This window comes from Inquilinus limosus DSM 16000, assembly GCF_000423185.1.
Classification (GTDB): Bacteria; Pseudomonadota; Alphaproteobacteria; order DSM-16000; family Inquilinaceae; genus Inquilinus; species Inquilinus limosus.
Genome location: NZ_AUHM01000001.1, coordinates 733,006 through 748,867, shown reverse-complemented (window position 1 = coordinate 748,867; position 15,862 = coordinate 733,006). Strand labels below are relative to the sequence as shown.

At 68.1% G+C, this 15,862-nt stretch carries 13 protein-coding genes; 8 read left to right on the top strand and 5 right to left on the bottom strand.

Features of this window, described 5'->3' with window-relative positions; genetic code table 11:
- Positions 1-22: 22 nt before the first annotated feature.
- The 4 genes from G537_RS0103645 to G537_RS0103630 all read left to right on the top strand — a co-directional run bounded on the left by G537_RS0103645 (position 23) and on the right by G537_RS0103630 (position 3,380).
- On the top strand, positions 23-1,543 hold the full coding sequence (locus G537_RS0103645; protein WP_051247835.1) for a cytochrome ubiquinol oxidase subunit I: 1,521 nt from the start codon (positions 23-25) through the stop codon (positions 1,541-1,543).
- 13 nt (positions 1,544-1,556) lie between these two features.
- Positions 1,557-2,696 (top strand): cytochrome d ubiquinol oxidase subunit II, encoded by a 1,140-nt coding sequence (gene cydB, locus G537_RS0103640; RefSeq protein ID WP_034850397.1) that lies wholly within the window; start codon positions 1,557-1,559, stop codon positions 2,694-2,696.
- A gap of 14 nt (positions 2,697-2,710) precedes the next feature.
- Positions 2,711-2,836: a cytochrome bd-I oxidase subunit CydX gene (gene cydX / locus G537_RS41875; RefSeq protein WP_051247779.1), complete on the top strand. Its 126-nt coding sequence runs from the start codon at positions 2,711-2,713 to the stop codon at positions 2,834-2,836.
- A 91-nt stretch (positions 2,837-2,927) separates the two neighbouring features.
- Entirely contained in the window at positions 2,928-3,380 is a 453-nt protein-coding gene (locus G537_RS0103630) for a host attachment protein (protein ID WP_026868946.1), read from the top strand.
- A 69-nt stretch (positions 3,381-3,449) separates the two neighbouring features.
- Here the strand turns inward: G537_RS0103630 and G537_RS36250 are convergent, their stop codons facing one another.
- From G537_RS36250 to G537_RS36245, 3 genes are all read right to left on the bottom strand, one after another.
- Entirely contained in the window at positions 3,450-3,788 is a 339-nt protein-coding gene (locus G537_RS36250; RefSeq protein WP_051247777.1) for a response regulator, read from the bottom strand.
- Between the two features lie 135 nt (positions 3,789-3,923).
- On the bottom strand, positions 3,924-4,550 hold the full coding sequence (fixJ, locus tag G537_RS0103620; RefSeq protein ID WP_026868945.1) for a response regulator FixJ: 627 nt from the start codon (positions 4,548-4,550) through the stop codon (positions 3,924-3,926).
- Positions 4,543-6,066, bottom strand: a complete 1,524-nt coding sequence (locus G537_RS36245; RefSeq protein WP_425402270.1) for a PAS domain S-box protein — start codon at positions 6,064-6,066, stop codon at positions 4,543-4,545. The genes fixJ and G537_RS36245 overlap by 8 nt, the downstream gene beginning before the upstream one ends.
- Before the next feature lie 292 nt (positions 6,067-6,358).
- Between G537_RS36245 and G537_RS0103610 the strand changes: the two genes are divergently transcribed.
- Positions 6,359-7,396: a zinc-dependent alcohol dehydrogenase family protein gene (locus G537_RS0103610; RefSeq protein ID WP_026868944.1), complete on the top strand. Its 1,038-nt coding sequence runs from the start codon at positions 6,359-6,361 to the stop codon at positions 7,394-7,396.
- 413 nt (positions 7,397-7,809) lie between these two features.
- On the opposite strand, the gene ppsA is transcribed toward G537_RS0103610, so the two are convergent.
- Both ppsA and G537_RS44460 read right to left on the bottom strand, forming a co-directional pair.
- Positions 7,810-10,296: a phosphoenolpyruvate synthase gene (ppsA, locus tag G537_RS0103605; RefSeq protein WP_081688545.1), complete on the bottom strand. Its 2,487-nt coding sequence runs from the start codon at positions 10,294-10,296 to the stop codon at positions 7,810-7,812.
- A 213-nt stretch (positions 10,297-10,509) separates the two neighbouring features.
- The gene (locus G537_RS44460; RefSeq protein WP_169516718.1) at positions 10,510-10,665 is read right to left on the bottom strand and encodes a hypothetical protein; all 156 of its coding nucleotides are present in this window, start codon (positions 10,663-10,665) and stop codon (positions 10,510-10,512) included.
- Between the two features lie 183 nt (positions 10,666-10,848).
- Here G537_RS44460 and groL point away from each other — a divergent pair, with 183 nt between their 5' ends.
- The 3 genes from groL (at position 10,849) to mgtA (ending at position 15,843) form a co-directional block, all read left to right on the top strand.
- Positions 10,849-12,477 (top strand): chaperonin GroEL, encoded by a 1,629-nt coding sequence (gene groL, locus G537_RS0103595; RefSeq protein WP_026868942.1) that lies wholly within the window; start codon positions 10,849-10,851, stop codon positions 12,475-12,477.
- An 87-nt stretch (positions 12,478-12,564) separates the two neighbouring features.
- Positions 12,565-13,284, top strand: a complete 720-nt coding sequence (locus tag G537_RS0103590; RefSeq protein ID WP_034850396.1) for a CBS domain-containing protein — start codon at positions 12,565-12,567, stop codon at positions 13,282-13,284.
- Positions 13,285-13,302: 18 nt separating this feature from the next.
- Positions 13,303-15,843: a magnesium-translocating P-type ATPase gene (mgtA, locus tag G537_RS0103585; protein ID WP_034850395.1), complete on the top strand. Its 2,541-nt coding sequence runs from the start codon at positions 13,303-13,305 to the stop codon at positions 15,841-15,843.
- The last annotated feature ends 19 nt before the right edge of the window (positions 15,844-15,862 follow it).

The following is a 15,862-nucleotide window of genomic DNA, read 5'->3' as shown; positions in this document are numbered from 1 at the left end:
GCTGCAGTTCGGCCTGACGGCCATGTACCACTTCCTGTTCGTGCCCCTGACGCTCGGCCTGGCCGTCCTCCTCGGCATCATGGAGAGCGTCTATGTCATGACCGGCCGCGAGGTCTGGCGCCGGATGACCAAGTTCTGGGGCGTTCTGTTCGGCATCAACTTCGCCATGGGGGTCGCCACCGGCATCACCATGGAGTTCCAGTTCGGCATGAACTGGGCCTATTACAGCCAGTATGTCGGCGACATCTTCGGCGCGCCGCTGGCGATCGAAGGGGTGATGGCCTTCTTCCTCGAGGCGACCTTCATCGGCCTGTTCTTCTTCGGCTGGGACCGGCTGTCGAAGGTCGGCCACCTGGTCGTCACCTGGATGGTGGCGCTCGGGTCCAACCTCTCGGCGCTGTGGATCCTGGTCGCCAATGGCTGGATGCAGCACCCGGTCGGGGCCCGCTTCAATCCCGACACAATGCGCATGGAGGTGACGGATTTCATGGCCGTCATCTTCAACCCGGTGGCGCAGGCGAAATTCGTCCACACCGTCAGCGCCGGCTACGTGACCGGCGCGGTGTTCGTGCTGTCGATCAGCGCGCTCTACCTGCTGCGCGGCCGGCATGTCGAGATCGCCAAGCGGTCGATGACGGTGGCGGCCAGCTTCGGCCTCGCCGCCGCCCTGTCGGTGGTCGTGCTCGGCGACGAGAGCGGCTACACCGCCGGCGAGAACCAGAAGATGAAGATCGCCGCGATCGAGGCGATGTGGGACACCGAGCCGGCGCCGGCCTCCTTCACCCTGTTTGGCCTGCCGGACCAGGAGGCGCGGCGGACCGACTACGAGGTCAAGGTGCCCTGGATGCTCGGCCTGATCGCCACCCGGTCGATCGACGGCGAGGTGCCGGGCATCAACCAGCTGGTGACGCGCGCACAGACCCGCATCCGCTCGGGCCTCGTCGCCTATGACGCGCTGCAGCGGCTGCAGGCCGACCGCGCCGACGCCGAGGCCCGGGCGCGCCTGGCCGCCCATGCCGGCGATCTCGGCTACGCGCTGCTGCTGAAGGCGATCCGCCCGGACATCCTCGCGGCGACCGACGCCGAGATCGAGCAAGCAGCCTGGAGCACGGTGCCGAGCGTCTCGCCGCTGTTCTGGAGCTTCCGGCTGATGGTCGGGCTCGGCTTCTTCTTCATCGGCCTCTTCGCCGTCGCCTTTACCCTGGCATCGCTGCGCCGCCTGTACACCTCCCGCCTGTTTCTGCGGGTCGCGCTGTGGTCGCTGCCGCTGCCGTGGATCGCGGCGGAGCTCGGCTGGTACGTGGCCGAGGTGGGGCGCCAGCCCTGGGTGATCGAAGGCGTGCTGCCGACCTTCCTGGCGGTGTCCAGCCTGTCGGCCGGCAGCGTCCTGACCACGCTGCTGGGCTTCATCGCCATCTACTCCGTCCTGCTGATCGTCGACGTGTACCTGATGACCAAGGCCATCCGCCTCGGCCCTACACCGTCGGGGCCGGACCTCTCGGCCGAGTCGCGCCTGGCCGCCGCCCCGGCCGCAGCCGAATAGCGAGGATCGCATCATGTTCGACTACGAAGTCCTGCGCCTGATCTGGTGGGCGCTGCTCGGCATCCTCCTGATCGGCTTCGCCGTCATGGACGGGTTCGATCTCGGCGCCGCGACGCTGCTGCCCTTCGTTGGCCGGACCGACGCGGAACGCCGGGTCGTCATCAACACCGTCGGCCCGGTCTGGGAGGGCAACCAGGTCTGGTTCATTCTCGGCGGCGGCGCGATCTTTGCCGCCTGGCCGCCGCTCTACGCCGTCGCCTTCTCCGGCTTCTACCTCGCGATGTTCCTGGTGCTGTTCGCGCTGATCCTGCGGCCGGTGGCGTTCAAGTTCCGCTCCAAGGTCGAGCACCCGGCCTGGCGCCGGACCTGGGATTGGGCGCTCTTCATCGGCGGGCTGGTGCCGTCGCTGGTCTTCGGCGTCGCCTTCGGCAATGTGCTGCAGGGCGTGCCCTTCCGCTTCGACGAGACCCTGCGCATGACCTATGAGGGCACGCTGCTCGGGCTCCTCAACCCCTTCGCGCTGCTCTGCGGCCTGGTCAGCGTCGCCATGCTGGTCATGCACGGCGGCGCCTGGCTGGCGCTGAAGGCGGCGGAGCCGGTCGCGGCCCGCGCGGTCATGATCATGCATCTGGCGGCGATCGTCCTGATCGCGTTGTTCGCCGTTGCCGGCCTTTGGGTGACGATCGGCGTCGACGGCTACGCGATCGTCGGGTCGATGGCGCATGACGGCCCCTCGAACCCCCTGTTGAAACAGGTGACACGGGAGTCCGGCGCCTGGCTCGCCAACTACGGAACGCTTCCCTGGACCCTCGCCGCGCCGGTTCTCGCTTTCGTCGGGGCATTCGGCGTGATCGCCCTGTCGGGTCTGCGGCAGCCTGGCCTTACGCTCCTGGCGAGCGCACTGAGCGTCGCGGGCGTGATCGCGACGGCGGGGCTCGGCGTGTTCCCTTTCCTGCTGCCGTCCTCGCTCGATCCGAACGCCAGCCTGACCGTGTGGGACGCCTCATCGAGCCGCCTGACCCTCGCGGTCATGCTGGGCGCGACTGTGGTCTTCCTGCCGGTCGTCCTGGTCTACACCGCCTGGGTCTACCGCGTGCTGCGCGGCCGCGTGACCCAGGCCCATGTCTCCGATACCTCCGCCCACTCGTACTGACGGGGAGAATACCGATGTGGTACTTCGCCTGGGGACTTGGCGTCGGCTTCGCCTGCGCCTTCTCCATCCTCAATGCCATGTGGTTCGAGCTGCACGAGGGCCGGTCAGGCGCCGCGATCCGCGACAGCCTCCAGCCCTGATCCTCGGGCCGCAGGCTCTCTTCCTGATCCAGATCAAGGCGGAGGGGCCGATGCCGTCGTGTGATGAGCGTCTTCTGAAGAGGGAGCAGCCATGACCGCCCTTCGCCTGTGCCACGACGCCTGGATCGTTGTCTGCGATGCCATGAAGGTCCTATTCCTGAGAAACGCTGGCGACGCACGTCTCCCGGATCTCCGCGTGATCGAGCGCATGGACGCTCCCGACAGCGGCCGGACCTCGGACCAGGGAACAGACCGGCCCGGGCTCCTGCAGAACCGTTCGGCGCCTGCAAGCACGATCGAGCAGACCGACTGGCATGATCAGGCGAAAGATGACTTCGCGCTGCGGATTGCGGGGAGGCTCGACCAGCTGCATCGTGAGGGGCCCGCCAGCCCGATCGTTCTTGTCGCGCCGCCGCGCATTTTGGGTTCTTTGCGCCGGGCCCTGGGGCCGGCGGCCTCGGCCTCGGTCGAGGCGGAAATCGCGAAGGATCTGACGAAGCATCCGGTCCATGAGATCGAGCGGCTGCTGACCGCCGGAAGATGAAGGGCGGGCGCCGACGCCGGCTTCGTCGGTGTCCGGCCTTCGGAATGCGGCCCGGCACAGGCCGGCCGATCAGGTCGGCGAGAGGGCCTTGCGGATCGTCAGGATCAGGTCTTCGCTGTCGAACGGCTTCTCGATCACCGCCGCGGCCCCCAGTGCCTGCGCGGCCTCCCGGATGCCGGTCGCGTGCTTGCCTGTGAGCACGATGCAGGGCAGGGCCATTCCGCGCAGGCGAAGGCGGCGCAACAGTTCCAGGCCGCCGATCCCCGGCATGTCGTAGTCGACCAAAAGGCAGCCGGTCACGGCCGGCATGGCGAGGAATCCGGCCGCCGATGCGTGAACGCAGACCGTGAATGATGCGGCTTCGAGAAGGAAGGCGAGGGACCGGCGCACCGCCTCGTCATCGTCCACGACATGAATGGTCGGGCGGTCGGCCAGGGCAATAGACGTGGACATACGGAGTCGCTGGTTGGGCGCAGGGGCCGTACATTAGCGTGCCAGGGAGCGCTCACCTTGATCTGGATCAAAGCCCCGTGCCGCGTGGAGCTAGTCGCGCGAGTCGCCCGCGGGGCGGAGAGCGAGCCACATCCGGACGAGATCGGACAGGTTCCGGGCCTGCATCTTGTCCATCACCCGGGCGCGGTGCACCTCGACCGTGCGAGCGCTGATGCCGAGGTCATAGGCGATGGTCTTGTTGGGATAGCCTTTGACCAGGGCCGCGAGGACCTCCTGTTCGCGCGGCGTCAAGGCTGCCAGGCGCGAAGACAGCGCCGAGGTCTCGCTTTGCCGGCTCCGGTCGCGCTGATTGCGCTCCAGGGCAGTCCGGATCGCGTTGATCAGCAGCTCGTCGTCGAAGGGCTTCTCAAGGAAGTCGACCGCGCCGGCCTTCAGCGCCTGGACCGCGATGGGGATGTCGCCGTGACCGGTCATCACGATCACCGGCAGCGCGATCCCGCGCTCGACCAGCTTCTGCTGCAGCGTCAGGCCGTCCATCTCCGGCATGCGAACATCGGTGACGATGCAGCCCTGCGGCGGGATCTGGGACCGGTCCAGGAAGGCAACGGCCGAATGATGCGTCTCGACCCGAAAGCCCGCCGAATCGAGCAGGAAGCTCAGTGACAGGCGCACCGCCTCGTCGTCGTCGATGATATGGACGATGGGAGCATCAGCCATGGCTGCCGTTCCCATTGGCTGCAGCGGCCGGCAGGGTGAAGCGGAAGGTGGCGCCGCCCCCGGGCGTCGGCTCGGTCCACAAGCGCCCGCCATGCGCCTCGACGATCGTCCGGCAGATCGAGAGACCGATGCCCATGCCGTGGCGCTTGGTCGTGACGAAGGGCTGGAACAGCTGTCCCTCGACCTCCGGCGACAGGCCCGGGCCGGTGTCGGTCACGGCGAACTCGATCATATCGCCTCGCGCCGCCGCCGCGATCTCCAGTTCGCGCCTGGGGCTGCCGTCCATGGCCTCGATCGCGTTCCGCATCAGGTTCAAGAGCACCTGCTGGATCTGGATCTTGTCGACGACGACATGTCGAGGCTTTGCGTCGACCGTGAGGTTCACCCTGACACCGTGCTCCTTCGCGCCGACAAGCGCGAGCGCGCTGGCTTCCTCGACCATCTTAGCGACGGTCTCGACATGCTTCTCGGTCTCGCCGCGGGCGACGAAGTCGCGCAGCCGCCGGATGATCTGCCCGGCGCGCAGTGCCTGCTCGGCGCTGAGCTCGACCGCCTCGCGCAGCTTCGTGAGATTGGACGGATCCCCGCTGCCGAGCACGCGCCGCATCGCCTGGCAGTAATTGGTGACGGCGGTCAGCGGCTGGTTCAGCTCATGCGCCAGGGTGGCTGCCATTTGCCCCATGGCGCTGAGGCGCGAGACGTGCAGCAGCTCGCTCTGCAGCTCCTGCAGGCGCGCCTCAGTCTCCTGGCGCTCGGTCAGATCGCGGATGAAGCCGGTGAACAGGCGATGTCCCTCGCGCGAGACCTCGCCGACCGCGAGCTCCATCGGGAAGGTGCCGCCATCCTTGCGCCGGCCGACGACCACGCGACCGATGCCGATGATGCGGCGCTCGCCGGTCGCGAAGTAGCGCGCCAGATAGCCGTCATGTGCCTCCCGGTATGGCGAGGGCATCAGCATGTTGACGTTGCGGCCCTGCACCTCCTCTCGGGTGTAGCCGAACAGGCGTTCGGCCGCATTGCTGAAGGATTGGATCAGGCCCTGCGCATCGATCACCACCATCGCATCGGGGATGGTCTCGAGGATCGAGCGCAGATGGGCCTCGCGGGCCTCGGCAGTCGTCTGGGCAGCCCGCGCGTCGGTGACGTCCGCATGCAGCACGACGACACCCTCACTTGTGCCGTCGGCAGGCTTGGCGCCGCTGCAGCGGAACCATAGAGGGCCGGCCGGTCCGGGAAAGGAGTAGTCCAGCTGGAAGCTGTCGCTCTGCCTGGAGAGCATCAGCCGCAGCTGATCGGCCAAACGCCGGGCTTCGGGACTGCCCTGATCGGCCTCGTGCTCGCAGAGCGCGACGTAATTCGTGCCAATCGAGGCACCGGCCAGCACATTGCCTGAGATATTGGCGGACCAGCTGCGGTTGGCCGAGACGATAACCCCGTCGCGGTCGAGCAGCGCGATCTGACCGGGCAGGGCGTCAAGGATCGCCGCGCTGTAGCCTGACTCCGGTGACGTCGTCACCATCCACCCCCAACGGCCTGTTCGGCCGGTTGATCAGGTCGCTTTGCCGTGCCACGGGGGATCGGTTGCCGTCGTCGGGCTGGCGACCGCCGCCGCTCGCGCCAATGGAGGCCAAGGTAGCAGTGGCCCGACACCGCGACAATCTGGGAGGTGCGGCGCGGCTCTTCGGGGCGCTTGACACAGATCAAGGCGGCCGGTCGCGCCACATCGTCTTCTTGCCCTGCGGATGCCCGGAACGAACATGGCTTCGGCCGCCGGGCAGCGCCGCTTCTCTCGGATGCAGGAGGACGGAATGAAGGCGCTGGCTTATCGCGGACCCGGGATGAAGGCCGTCGAGGATCGGCCCAAGCCTGACATCGAGGCCCCCGGCGACGCGATCGTCCGGATGGTCAAGACGACGATCTGCGGCACCGACCTGCACATCCTCAAGGGCGACGTCGCGACCTGCGCGCCGGGGCGCGTCCTCGGCCACGAGGGCGTCGGCATCATCGACGCCGTCGGCGCCGGTGTCACCGCCTTCCGGCCGGGCAACCGGGTGCTGATCTCCTGCATCTCGGCCTGCGGCACATGCGAGAAGTGCCGCCGCGGCATGTATTCGCACTGCAGGACAGGCGGCTGGATCCTCGGCCACCGGATCGACGGCACACAGGCGGAGTTCGTCCGCACGCCGCATGCCGATACCAGCCTGTATCCTATCCCCGACGGCGCGGATGAGGAGGCGCTCGTCATGCTGAGCGACATCCTGCCGACCGGCTTCGAATGCGGCGTGCTGAACGGCAAGGTCGCACCGGGCTCGACCGTCGCGATCGTCGGGGGCGGCCCGATCGGGCTCGCCGCCCTTCTGACCGCCCAGTTCTACTCGCCGGCGCAGATCATCATGATCGATCTTGACGAGAACCGGCTCGAAGTGGCGAGGCAGTTCGGCGCCACCGACGTCATCAACAGCCGCGACGGCGGCGTTGCCGAGAACGTCAGGGGCTTGACCGACGGGCGTGGCGTCGACACCGCGATCGAGGCAGTCGGCGTGCCCGCGACCTTCCTGCTGTGCCAGGAGATCGTCAATGCCGGCGGCACCATCGCCAATGTCGGCGTCCACGGGCAGAAGGTCGACCTCCACCTGGAGCGGCTATGGTCGGAGAACATCACGATCACGACTCGGCTGGTGGACACCGTCAGCACGCCTATGCTCCTGAAGACGGTGCAGTCCGGGAAGATCGACCCGGCGCGCCTGATCACGCATCGCTTCCCCTTCGACCGGATCCTCGACGCCTACGACACCTTCGCCCGGGCCGCCGATACCAAGGCGTTGAAGGTCGTGATCACGATGTGACGACAAGACCGTGCTGCCAAGCCGCCGACGCCGGCGGCAGCACGGCATCGTGAACTGGAGCGCGACGGGATTTCTGGAGAGGAGCCAGGCGATGTCGATCCCGATGAACAGGACGTGCAGCCCGGATGCCAGGACCGTCGATCCGAACCGGCCCTTCACCGATGTCCCGCTGTCCGCGCCCGAAACGCACCCGACGGTCAGGGAGACCCGCGAGGCGGCGGCCTCAAGCCATCGGGAAATGTCGAAGCCCTTGAGAGATCGAAGGCTTCGCCGTCGCCCGAGGTCGTCCTAAGGGCGGTCGTTGGCGCGGAGCTCTCCACGGCCGCGACGTCGGCACGGCGATCGCTCGATCGGATCCGGTGCCGGCGTGAAGCCGGGCGGCGGCGAGAGATCGCTCTCGCCGCCGCGCCGCGTCAGTCGGAGGGCATCGCGAGGTCAGCCTCGGCCTCCCGGACCACCGTGATGGTCCGCAGCAGGCTGGACGGGTTGACGCTGATCGCGTCGATCCCGAGGCGGGTCAGGTACTGAGCGATCTCCGGGTGGTTGGCCGGCGCCTCGCCGCAGATGCCGACGTGCCGGCCGTTGCGCTTGGCGCCGGTGACGGCCAGGCGCAGCATCTCCAGCATGCCCGGGTCTCCCTCGTCGAAGTCGAAGGCGACGGTTTCGGAATCCCGGTCGACGCCCAGCGTCAGCTGGGTCAGGTCGTTCGAGCCGATGGAGAAGCCGTCGAACAGGGCGGAGAAGGCGTCGATCCGGATGACGTTGTTCGGGATCTCGCACATCAGGTGGATCTGGAACCCGCCCTTGCCGCGCTCCAGCCCCTGCTTCGCCATGGCGTCCAGCACCCGGCGTGCTTCTTTCTCGCGCCGGCAGAAGGGCACCATGACGTGCAGATTGGCCAGCCCCATCTCGTCCCGGACGCGGCGGATGGCGCGGCACTCCAGGGCGAAGCCGTCGGCATAGGCCGGGTGCGCGTAGCGAGAGGCGCCGCGGAAGCCGATCATCGGATTGGCCTCCTGGGGCTCGAAGTCGAGGCCGCCGGTCAGACCCGCATATTCGTTCGTCTTGAAATCGGAAAAGCGCGCGAGCACGGGCTTGGGATAGAAGGCGGCCGCCAACGTTCCCAGCCCCTCCGACAAGCGCTGGACAAAGAACTCCGACGGATGGGAATAGCTGCGCGTCAGCCGCTCGATCGCCCGACGGGCGGGCGTCGAGGTCACGCGCTCCGGATGGGCGAAAGCCATCGGGTGTCCGCCGGTGTGCTCGCTGATGATGAACTCCATCCGCGCCAGCCCGACGCCGGCATTCGGCAGCATCGCCGTGCGGAAGGCGAGGCCCGGATTGCCGAGATTGACCATGATCGCGGTGCGCGGCATGTCGATCCGGCCGACCTCCGTCCTGACCACCTCGAAGGGCAGGGCACCTTCGTAGACGCGCCCCGCTTCGCCCTCGGCGCAGGAGACGGTGACGGTCGCACCCGCGGCCAGCGCCGTCGTCGCATCCGTCGTGCCGACCACGGCCGGGACGCCCAGCTCGCGGGCGACGATCGCGGCGTGGCAGGTGCGTCCGCCCTGATCGGTCACGATGGCGCCGGCGATCTTCATCACCGGCTCCCAGTCCGGGCTGGTGGACCGGGCGACCAGGATCTCGCCCGGCTGGAAGCGCTCGAGATCCTGCGCGCCGGCGACGATGCGGACCGGCCCGGCGGCGATCCGCTCGCCCACGGCGCGGCCGGTGGCGAGGACACGGCCCTTCTGTGTCAGCACATGGGTCTCCAGCGCCCCCGGCGCGCGCCTGGACGCCACCGTTTCCGGACGCGCCTGGACGATGTACAGCCGTCCGTCCTCGGCATCCTTCGCCCATTCGATGTCCATCGGCATCGGCTTGCCGGCGCGCCGCGAGTAATGCTCCTCGATCCGCATGGCCTGACCGGCGAGCTCGAGGACCTCCGCGTCCGAGATGCAGAAGCGTGCGCGGTCCGAGGGACTCACCGCGACGCTCCGCGTCGCCTTGGCGGCGGGCTGTCCGGCATAGATCAGCTTGCGCTGCTTGCGGCCAAGCCTGCGGCTCAGCACGGCGCGATGGCCGGCCCGGAAGGTCGGCTTGTGGACATAGAACTCGTCGGGGTCGACCTGGCCCTGCACGATGGTCTCGCCGAGGCCGTAGACGCCGGTGACGAACGCCACGTCGCGGAAACCGGATTCCGTGTCCAGCGTGAAGATCACGCCGCTCGCGGCGCGGTCGGACCGGACCATCTTCATGATCCCGACGGAGAGCGCCACCTTGAAGTGGTCGAAGCCGTTGTCGTGGCGATAGACGATGGCGCGGTCGGTGAAGATCGAGGCAAAGCACCGGCGGCAGGCTTCGATCAGCGCCTCCGCGCCCCGGACGTTGAGAAAGCTGTCATGCTGCCCGGCGAAGCTGGCGTTCGGCAGATCCTCGGCGGTCGCTGAGCTGCGGACGGCGACCGCGACCTGCTGGCCGTACTGGTCCTCGAGCCGGCGGTAATTCTCGGCGACGATCCGGGCGATCTCGGCGCCGCCCGTCGCTTCGTAGACGATCGACCTCGCTTCAGCGGCTCGCTCGGCCAGAAGGTCGACGCGGCGGGGATCGAGCCCGTCGAGAAGCTGATGGAGCCGATCCCACGCTCCGGTCCGCGCCAGAGCGTCCCGATACGCCTGAGCCGTGAGGACGAAGCCGTTGGGGATATTGATCCCCTCCCGGGACATCGCCGAATAGAGCTCCCCGAGCGAGGCGTTCTTGCCTCCGACCAAAGGGACGTCGTCCAGGCCGATCGTCTCGAACCAGCGGACATGGGAGTCCGCCTTCGGCCTGGTTTGCTCTTCGGCGTGGTTTCCGGCTGCGGGCAAGACCGCCTGGGCGGAGAATGAACGACCCATGGATGACTCCTTTGCAAGCCGTCCCGATGGCGGGACTGGCTATCAGGGACGTGGCGGCCGGCCGTCGGGCCGCCGCAGCGGAGGGCGGCGGGCCGGGGTGACAAAATCGTCAGCTCCCGGTTCCAGCCAGGTCGCGACGACGAGGCCGAAGGGGAGGAGGAGGGCGAGCGTCAGCGTCAGGACGAGCATCCACACGAGCGTTGCCCCGCCAGTTCAGCGCCGCAGCCAGGCCAGGAGGCCGACCACGGCGATGATCAGGAACATGCCGATGAAGGCTTGAAACACGCCGAAGTTCGGCGCTTCTCGGGCGACGAAGACTGCGGCGATCGGGGCCGCGACGATCAGCACCAGACGAGCCAGGAACGACATGTCCACCTCCCGTGTCGCTCGCCATCCTGCTGTGATTGACGGGGGCGGGCCTTGATCCAGGTCAATACGCCCGGGGGCTCGCGACTTGATCCGGATCAAAGCCTCGGCGGTCCGCCGCCCCCATTCTCCCCGATCGAAGGCCGCTCGGCAGAGCCGGTGCGCTGAGCAAAAGGGAGCATGGCGATGACCTACAAGCGGGTTCTGTTCCGGTCGGCGGCGCGCGAGAAGATCCTCCAGGGCGTCACCCAGCTCGCCGACGCTGTGCGGGTCACGCTGGGGCCGAAGTCGAAATCCGTGCTGATCCAGCGGCGATGGGGAGCGCCCGTCATCTGCAATGACGGCGTGACCATCGCCAAGGAATTCGAGCTCAAGGAGCCCGAGGAGAATCTCGGGGCGCAGATGCTGCGCCAGGCGGCCGAGAAGACGGGGGACGCGGTGGGCGACGGCACCAGCACCGCGACCATTCTCGCCCATGCGCTGTTCGCCGATGGGCTGCGGAACGTCGTCGCCGGCGCCAGCGCGATCGACATCAAGCGCGGGCTGGACGTGGCCGCGAAAGCTGCCATCCAGGCGTTGGTGGCCATGTCGCACCCAGTCGCGGCGCGTCGCGAGAAAGAGCAGGTCGCGACCATCTCGGCGCACAACGACCCGGTGATCGGCCGGCTCGTGGCCGATGCGATGGAGAAGGTAGGAGGGGAGGGGGTCATCACGGTCGAGGAATCGAAGACCACCGAGACCACCCTCGATGTGGTCGAGGGCATGCGGTTCGACCGCGGCTACATCTCGCCCTACTTCATGACCGACCCGGAAAAGCTTTCGGCTGAGCTCGAGGATGTCTTCATCCTGCTCCATGAGAAGCGGCTGACAAATCTGCAGGGCCTCCTGCCCCTGCTCGAGGCCGTGGTGCAGTCGGGACGGCCTCTCGTGATCATTGCCGAGGACGTGGAAGGCGAGGCGCTGGCGACGCTTGTCGTCAACAAGATCCGCGGTGGCCTTCGCGTGGCCGCGGTCAAGGCGCCCGGCTTCGGCGACCGGCGCAAGGCGATGCTCGAGGACATCGCGGTGCTGACGGGCGGCCAGGTGGTCGCCGAAGAGCTCGGGATCAAGCTCGAGAATGTCGGCCTCGAGCGTCTGGGGCGCGCCAAGCGGGTGATCATCACGGGCGAGCACACAACGATCGTCAGCGGCGCCGGCCGCAAGGAGGAGATCGAGGCCCGGATGAAGCAGATCCGGCAGCAGATCGCCGACACCACCTCGGACTACGACCGCGAGAAGCTGCAGGAGCGCCTGGCCAAGCTGTCCGGCGGCGTCGCGGTGATCCGGGTGGGTGCGCCCGCCGAGACCGAGATGAAGGCGCGCAAGGAAGCGCTGGACGACGCGATCAGCGCCACCAAGGCGGCGGTGGCCGAAGGCATCGTGCCGGGCGGTGGCCTTGCGCTGCTGCGCTGTATCGATGCCGTCGCCAAGGTCGAGGAGACGCTCGAGGGCGACGAGCGGACCGGCGCCCAGATTCTGAAGCGCGCGCTCGAGGCGCCGGCACGCCAGATTGCGGAGAACTCCGCGGTCGAAGGCGGCGTGGTGGTCGAGCGGATGCGCAGCGGTGACGGGGCGATGGGGTTCGACGCGGCGCAGAAGATCTATGTCGACCTGATCGAGGTCGGGATCGTCGATCCGACCAAGGTGGTCCGGGTGGCGATGGAGAACGCCGTGTCGGTCGCGAGCACGCTTCTCTTGACCGAGGCGACCATGACCGAGGTCCCCGAGACCAAGGCGGAGGCGAAACAGCCGCTCGACATGGCGATGGACGTGTAGGTCGCGCCATCGCGGATTTGATCAGGATCAAGGCTGCGAGTGCTACGACCGGCCATCGTCCTCCCACACCCGAGGAGGAGAAAGACGATGAACGCCATCGACATCATGACCAGGAAGCCGGTGACCGTGCGCTCGGATCTGCCGATCCTGGCCGCGATCCGGATCATGCTCGGGCGCGGGATCAGCGGCCTGCCTGTCGTCGACGAGGAGGGCGACCTGGTCGGCATGATCACCGAAGGCGACCTCTTGCGCCGGGTCGAGATGGGCACCGAGAGGCGCCGGCCGGACTGGCTCGCCTTCTTCACCGGCACCGACCGGCTGGCGCGCGAGTACGTCCAGTCGCACAGCCGCAACGTCGCCGACGTGATGACCCGGGACGTGATCTCGGTCTCCGAGGATGCGCCGCTGGAAGAAATCGTGGAGCTGATGATCGGCCGGCGGATCAAGCGCGTGCCGGTGCTGCGCGGCACCAAGCTGGTCGGCATCGTCACGCGCGCCAATCTGCTGCGTCTCCTGGCCGACCTGCTGGATGTCCGGGCCGAGAACGGCAATGACGACAAGGCGATCCGCGAGCGGATCTTCGCCGAGCTCGGCGAACAGCTCTGGGCGCGGGTCGAGGGGATGCGGATCGATGTGAAAGACGGGGACGCGACGCTCGGCGGCGTCATCACCGACGAGTGGGTCCGCGACGCGCTGCGCGTGGCCGTGGAGAACGTGCCCGGGGTGAAGGCCGTGAAGGACGATATGGTCCTGCTCGAGCCCTTCACGGGCACGGTGCTCGACCCTATCCTCGAACGGCGGCTCTGACCACGTCGGCGCCGGGCCATGCACACGCTGGAAGGCGCCGAGGGCTGGTCCGGCCCGATCGAAGGATCGCTTGAGCGCGCTGGTGCCGCATCCAACGGGTTGAGCTCCGCCCAAGTGTCGGCCGCACGGCGGCGCTGGGGCCGGAACGACGTGCTGGCGCACCGGCGCGCATCCGTGGCGGGCCTGTTGCTCGACAGGCTTCGGAATCCGCTGATCCTGCTGCTGCTGCTGGCCAGCGGCCTGTCCGTCGCGGTGGGAGAGACGCAGAGCTTCGTCATCGTCCTCGCGATCCTGTCGATCAGCATGGCGATCGATTTCGTACAGGAGCTCCAGGCTCACCGGACGGTCGAGGCGCTGCAGCGCTCGGTCGCGCCGCGGGTCCGGGTCCGGCGCGACGGGGTCGACCGGGATATGCCGGTCGACGAGCTCGTGCCCGGCGACGTCGTCAGCTTCTCCGCCGCCGACATCGTTCCCGCCGATTGCCGGCTGATCGAGAGTCGTCATCTCTTCGTCAACCAGGCCCTGCTGACGGGCGAATCCTATCCCGTCGAGAAGAACACCGGCGATCGCACGCTCACGGGCCAAGGACCGGCGGGAGCGGCGGACGAGGTCGCAATGGGAAGCTCGATCGTCAGCGGTTCGGCGACCGCCCTCGTCCTGCGGACGGGGAGGGCGGCGATGCTGGGCACGGTCGCGGCCAGCCTCGGGCGGCGGCGCCCGCCCGACGCCTTCGAGATCGGCGTGCGCCGCTTCGGCTTCCTGATGCTGCGCCTCACCCTGTTCCTGGTCGTGTTCGTCCTGGCGGTCAACCTCGCCTTCCATCGCCCCTGGCTCGAGGCGCTGATGTTCGCCCTGGCGCTGGCGGTCGGCCTGACACCGGAGCTCTTGCCCATGATCGTCACCGTGACTCTGGCGCGGGGCGCCCGGCGGATGGCAACGCGGCGGGTCATCGTCAAGCGCCTTGCCGCGATCCATGATCTCGGCGCCATGGATGTGCTCTGCGCCGACAAGACCGGCACCCTTACCGAGGCCCGCATCCGCCTCGTCGCGCACATCGATCCGAAGGGCGCTGAGAGCCAGGAGGTGCTGCGCCTGGCCTGTCTCGCCAGCGTCTTCGAAAGCGGCCTCAGGAGCCCGCTCGACGATGCGATCCTGGAGCATGGCGGCCTGGACGCATCGGCCTGGCGCAAAATCGACGAGGTGCCGTTCGACTTTGAGCGCCGGCGGGTCTCGGTGCTGGTCGAGCCCGCGGCAGGCGGCGACCGGCTGCTCGTCGTCAAGGGGGCACCGGAGGACATCCTGCGGATCTCGACCACCGTTGCGGCAGGGGCCGGCGAGACGCGGCCGCTCGATACGGCCGGGCGCGGACGCCTTGAGGCCATGTTCGAGCAGATCGGCGCCGACGGCCTGCGGGGGCTGGCAATCGGTTTCCGGACGGTCGCGTCGTGCCACGGACGCGCTGCGCTCGACGACGAAGTCGGCCTGACCTTTGCCGGCTTCGTGACCTTCGTCGATCCGCCGAAGGCTGATGCTGCGGCCGCGATTCGTGCCCTCGGGGAGGCCGGCGTCTCGGTCCGGATCCTCACAGGCGACAACGAACGCGTCACCCAGCACGTCTGCGCCGAGCTGGGAATCCAGGTCACGGGCGTGCTGACCGGGGACGAGATCACCAGGATGTCGGACGAGGCGCTCTTGGGACGGCTCAAGACGGTCAACCTGTTCTGCCGGGTAACGCCGCAGCAGAAGCGCCGGGTGCTCGCGGCCTTCCGGCGGCTCGGGCATGTGACCGGCTTCCTCGGCGACGGGGCGAACGACGCCTCCGCCCTGCACGAGGCCGATGTCGGCATCTCGGTCGAGACCGCGACGGATGTGGCGAAGGAAGCGGCGGACCTGGTCCTGCTCGATCACGACCTGTCGGTTGTCCACGCTGGGGTGCTGGAGGGACGCCGTACGGTCGCCAATGTCACCAAATACATCCTGATGGGCAGCAGCTCGAATCTGGGCAACATGATGAGCATGGCCGGTGCCGCTCTGCTGTTGCCGTTCCTGCCGATGCGGCCGGTCCAGGTGCTGCTCAACAACCTGCTCTACGACCTGTCGGAGCTCGGCCTGCCTTTCGACCGGGTCGATGAGGACGCATTGCGACGTCCCGTGCGCTGGGATCTGAACCGGATCACCCGATTCATGCTGGTGCTCGGCCCGATCAGCTCGCTGTTCGATGTCCTCACCTTCGCTGCTCTTCTCGCCCTGCTCGGCGGGGACGAGGCGGCCTTTCAGACCGGTTGGTTCGTCGAGTCCCTGCTCACCCAGGTGTTGGTGATCTTCGTGATCCGGACCCGCAGCGCGCCCTGGGCGAGCCGGCCGCATCCGCTGCTTGCGGCGCTGTCCCTCGGCGTCGCCGGCCTAGCGATCCTCCTGCCGTTCACGGGGCCAGGCGCCTTGCTCGGCATGACGCCGTTGCCTCCGGCCTTTTACCTGTTCCTGATCATGGCGGTGCCGACCTATCTGGCGATCGTGGAAGTCGCCAAGCGGCGGCTGTCCCGAGAAGCGGCGGGATGATCGCGATCATGCCTCCATG

Bases quoted from the DNA above. Each gene is read 5' to 3' on its own strand.
- mgtA (WP_034850395.1), top strand. From the start codon at position 13,303: ATGCACACGCTGGAAGGCGCCGAGGGCTGGTCCGGCCCGATCGAAGGA.
- cydX (WP_051247779.1), top strand. From the start codon at position 2,711: ATGTGGTACTTCGCCTGGGGACTTGGCGTCGGCTTCGCCTGCGCCTTC.
- groL (WP_026868942.1), top strand. From the start codon at position 10,849: ATGACCTACAAGCGGGTTCTGTTCCGGTCGGCGGCGCGCGAGAAGATC.
- ppsA (WP_081688545.1), bottom strand. From the start codon at position 10,296: ATGGGTCGTTCATTCTCCGCCCAGGCGGTCTTGCCCGCAGCCGGAAAC.
- fixJ (WP_026868945.1), bottom strand. From the start codon at position 4,550: ATGGCTGATGCTCCCATCGTCCATATCATCGACGACGACGAGGCGGTG.
- cydB (WP_034850397.1), top strand. From the start codon at position 1,557: ATGTTCGACTACGAAGTCCTGCGCCTGATCTGGTGGGCGCTGCTCGGC.
- G537_RS0103630 (WP_026868946.1), top strand. From the start codon at position 2,928: ATGACCGCCCTTCGCCTGTGCCACGACGCCTGGATCGTTGTCTGCGAT.
- G537_RS0103645 (WP_051247835.1), top strand. From the start codon at position 23: ATGTACCACTTCCTGTTCGTGCCCCTGACGCTCGGCCTGGCCGTCCTC.
- G537_RS44460 (WP_169516718.1), bottom strand. From the start codon at position 10,665: ATGTCGTTCCTGGCTCGTCTGGTGCTGATCGTCGCGGCCCCGATCGCC.
- G537_RS0103590 (WP_034850396.1), top strand. From the start codon at position 12,565: ATGAACGCCATCGACATCATGACCAGGAAGCCGGTGACCGTGCGCTCG.
- G537_RS0103610 (WP_026868944.1), top strand. From the start codon at position 6,359: ATGAAGGCGCTGGCTTATCGCGGACCCGGGATGAAGGCCGTCGAGGAT.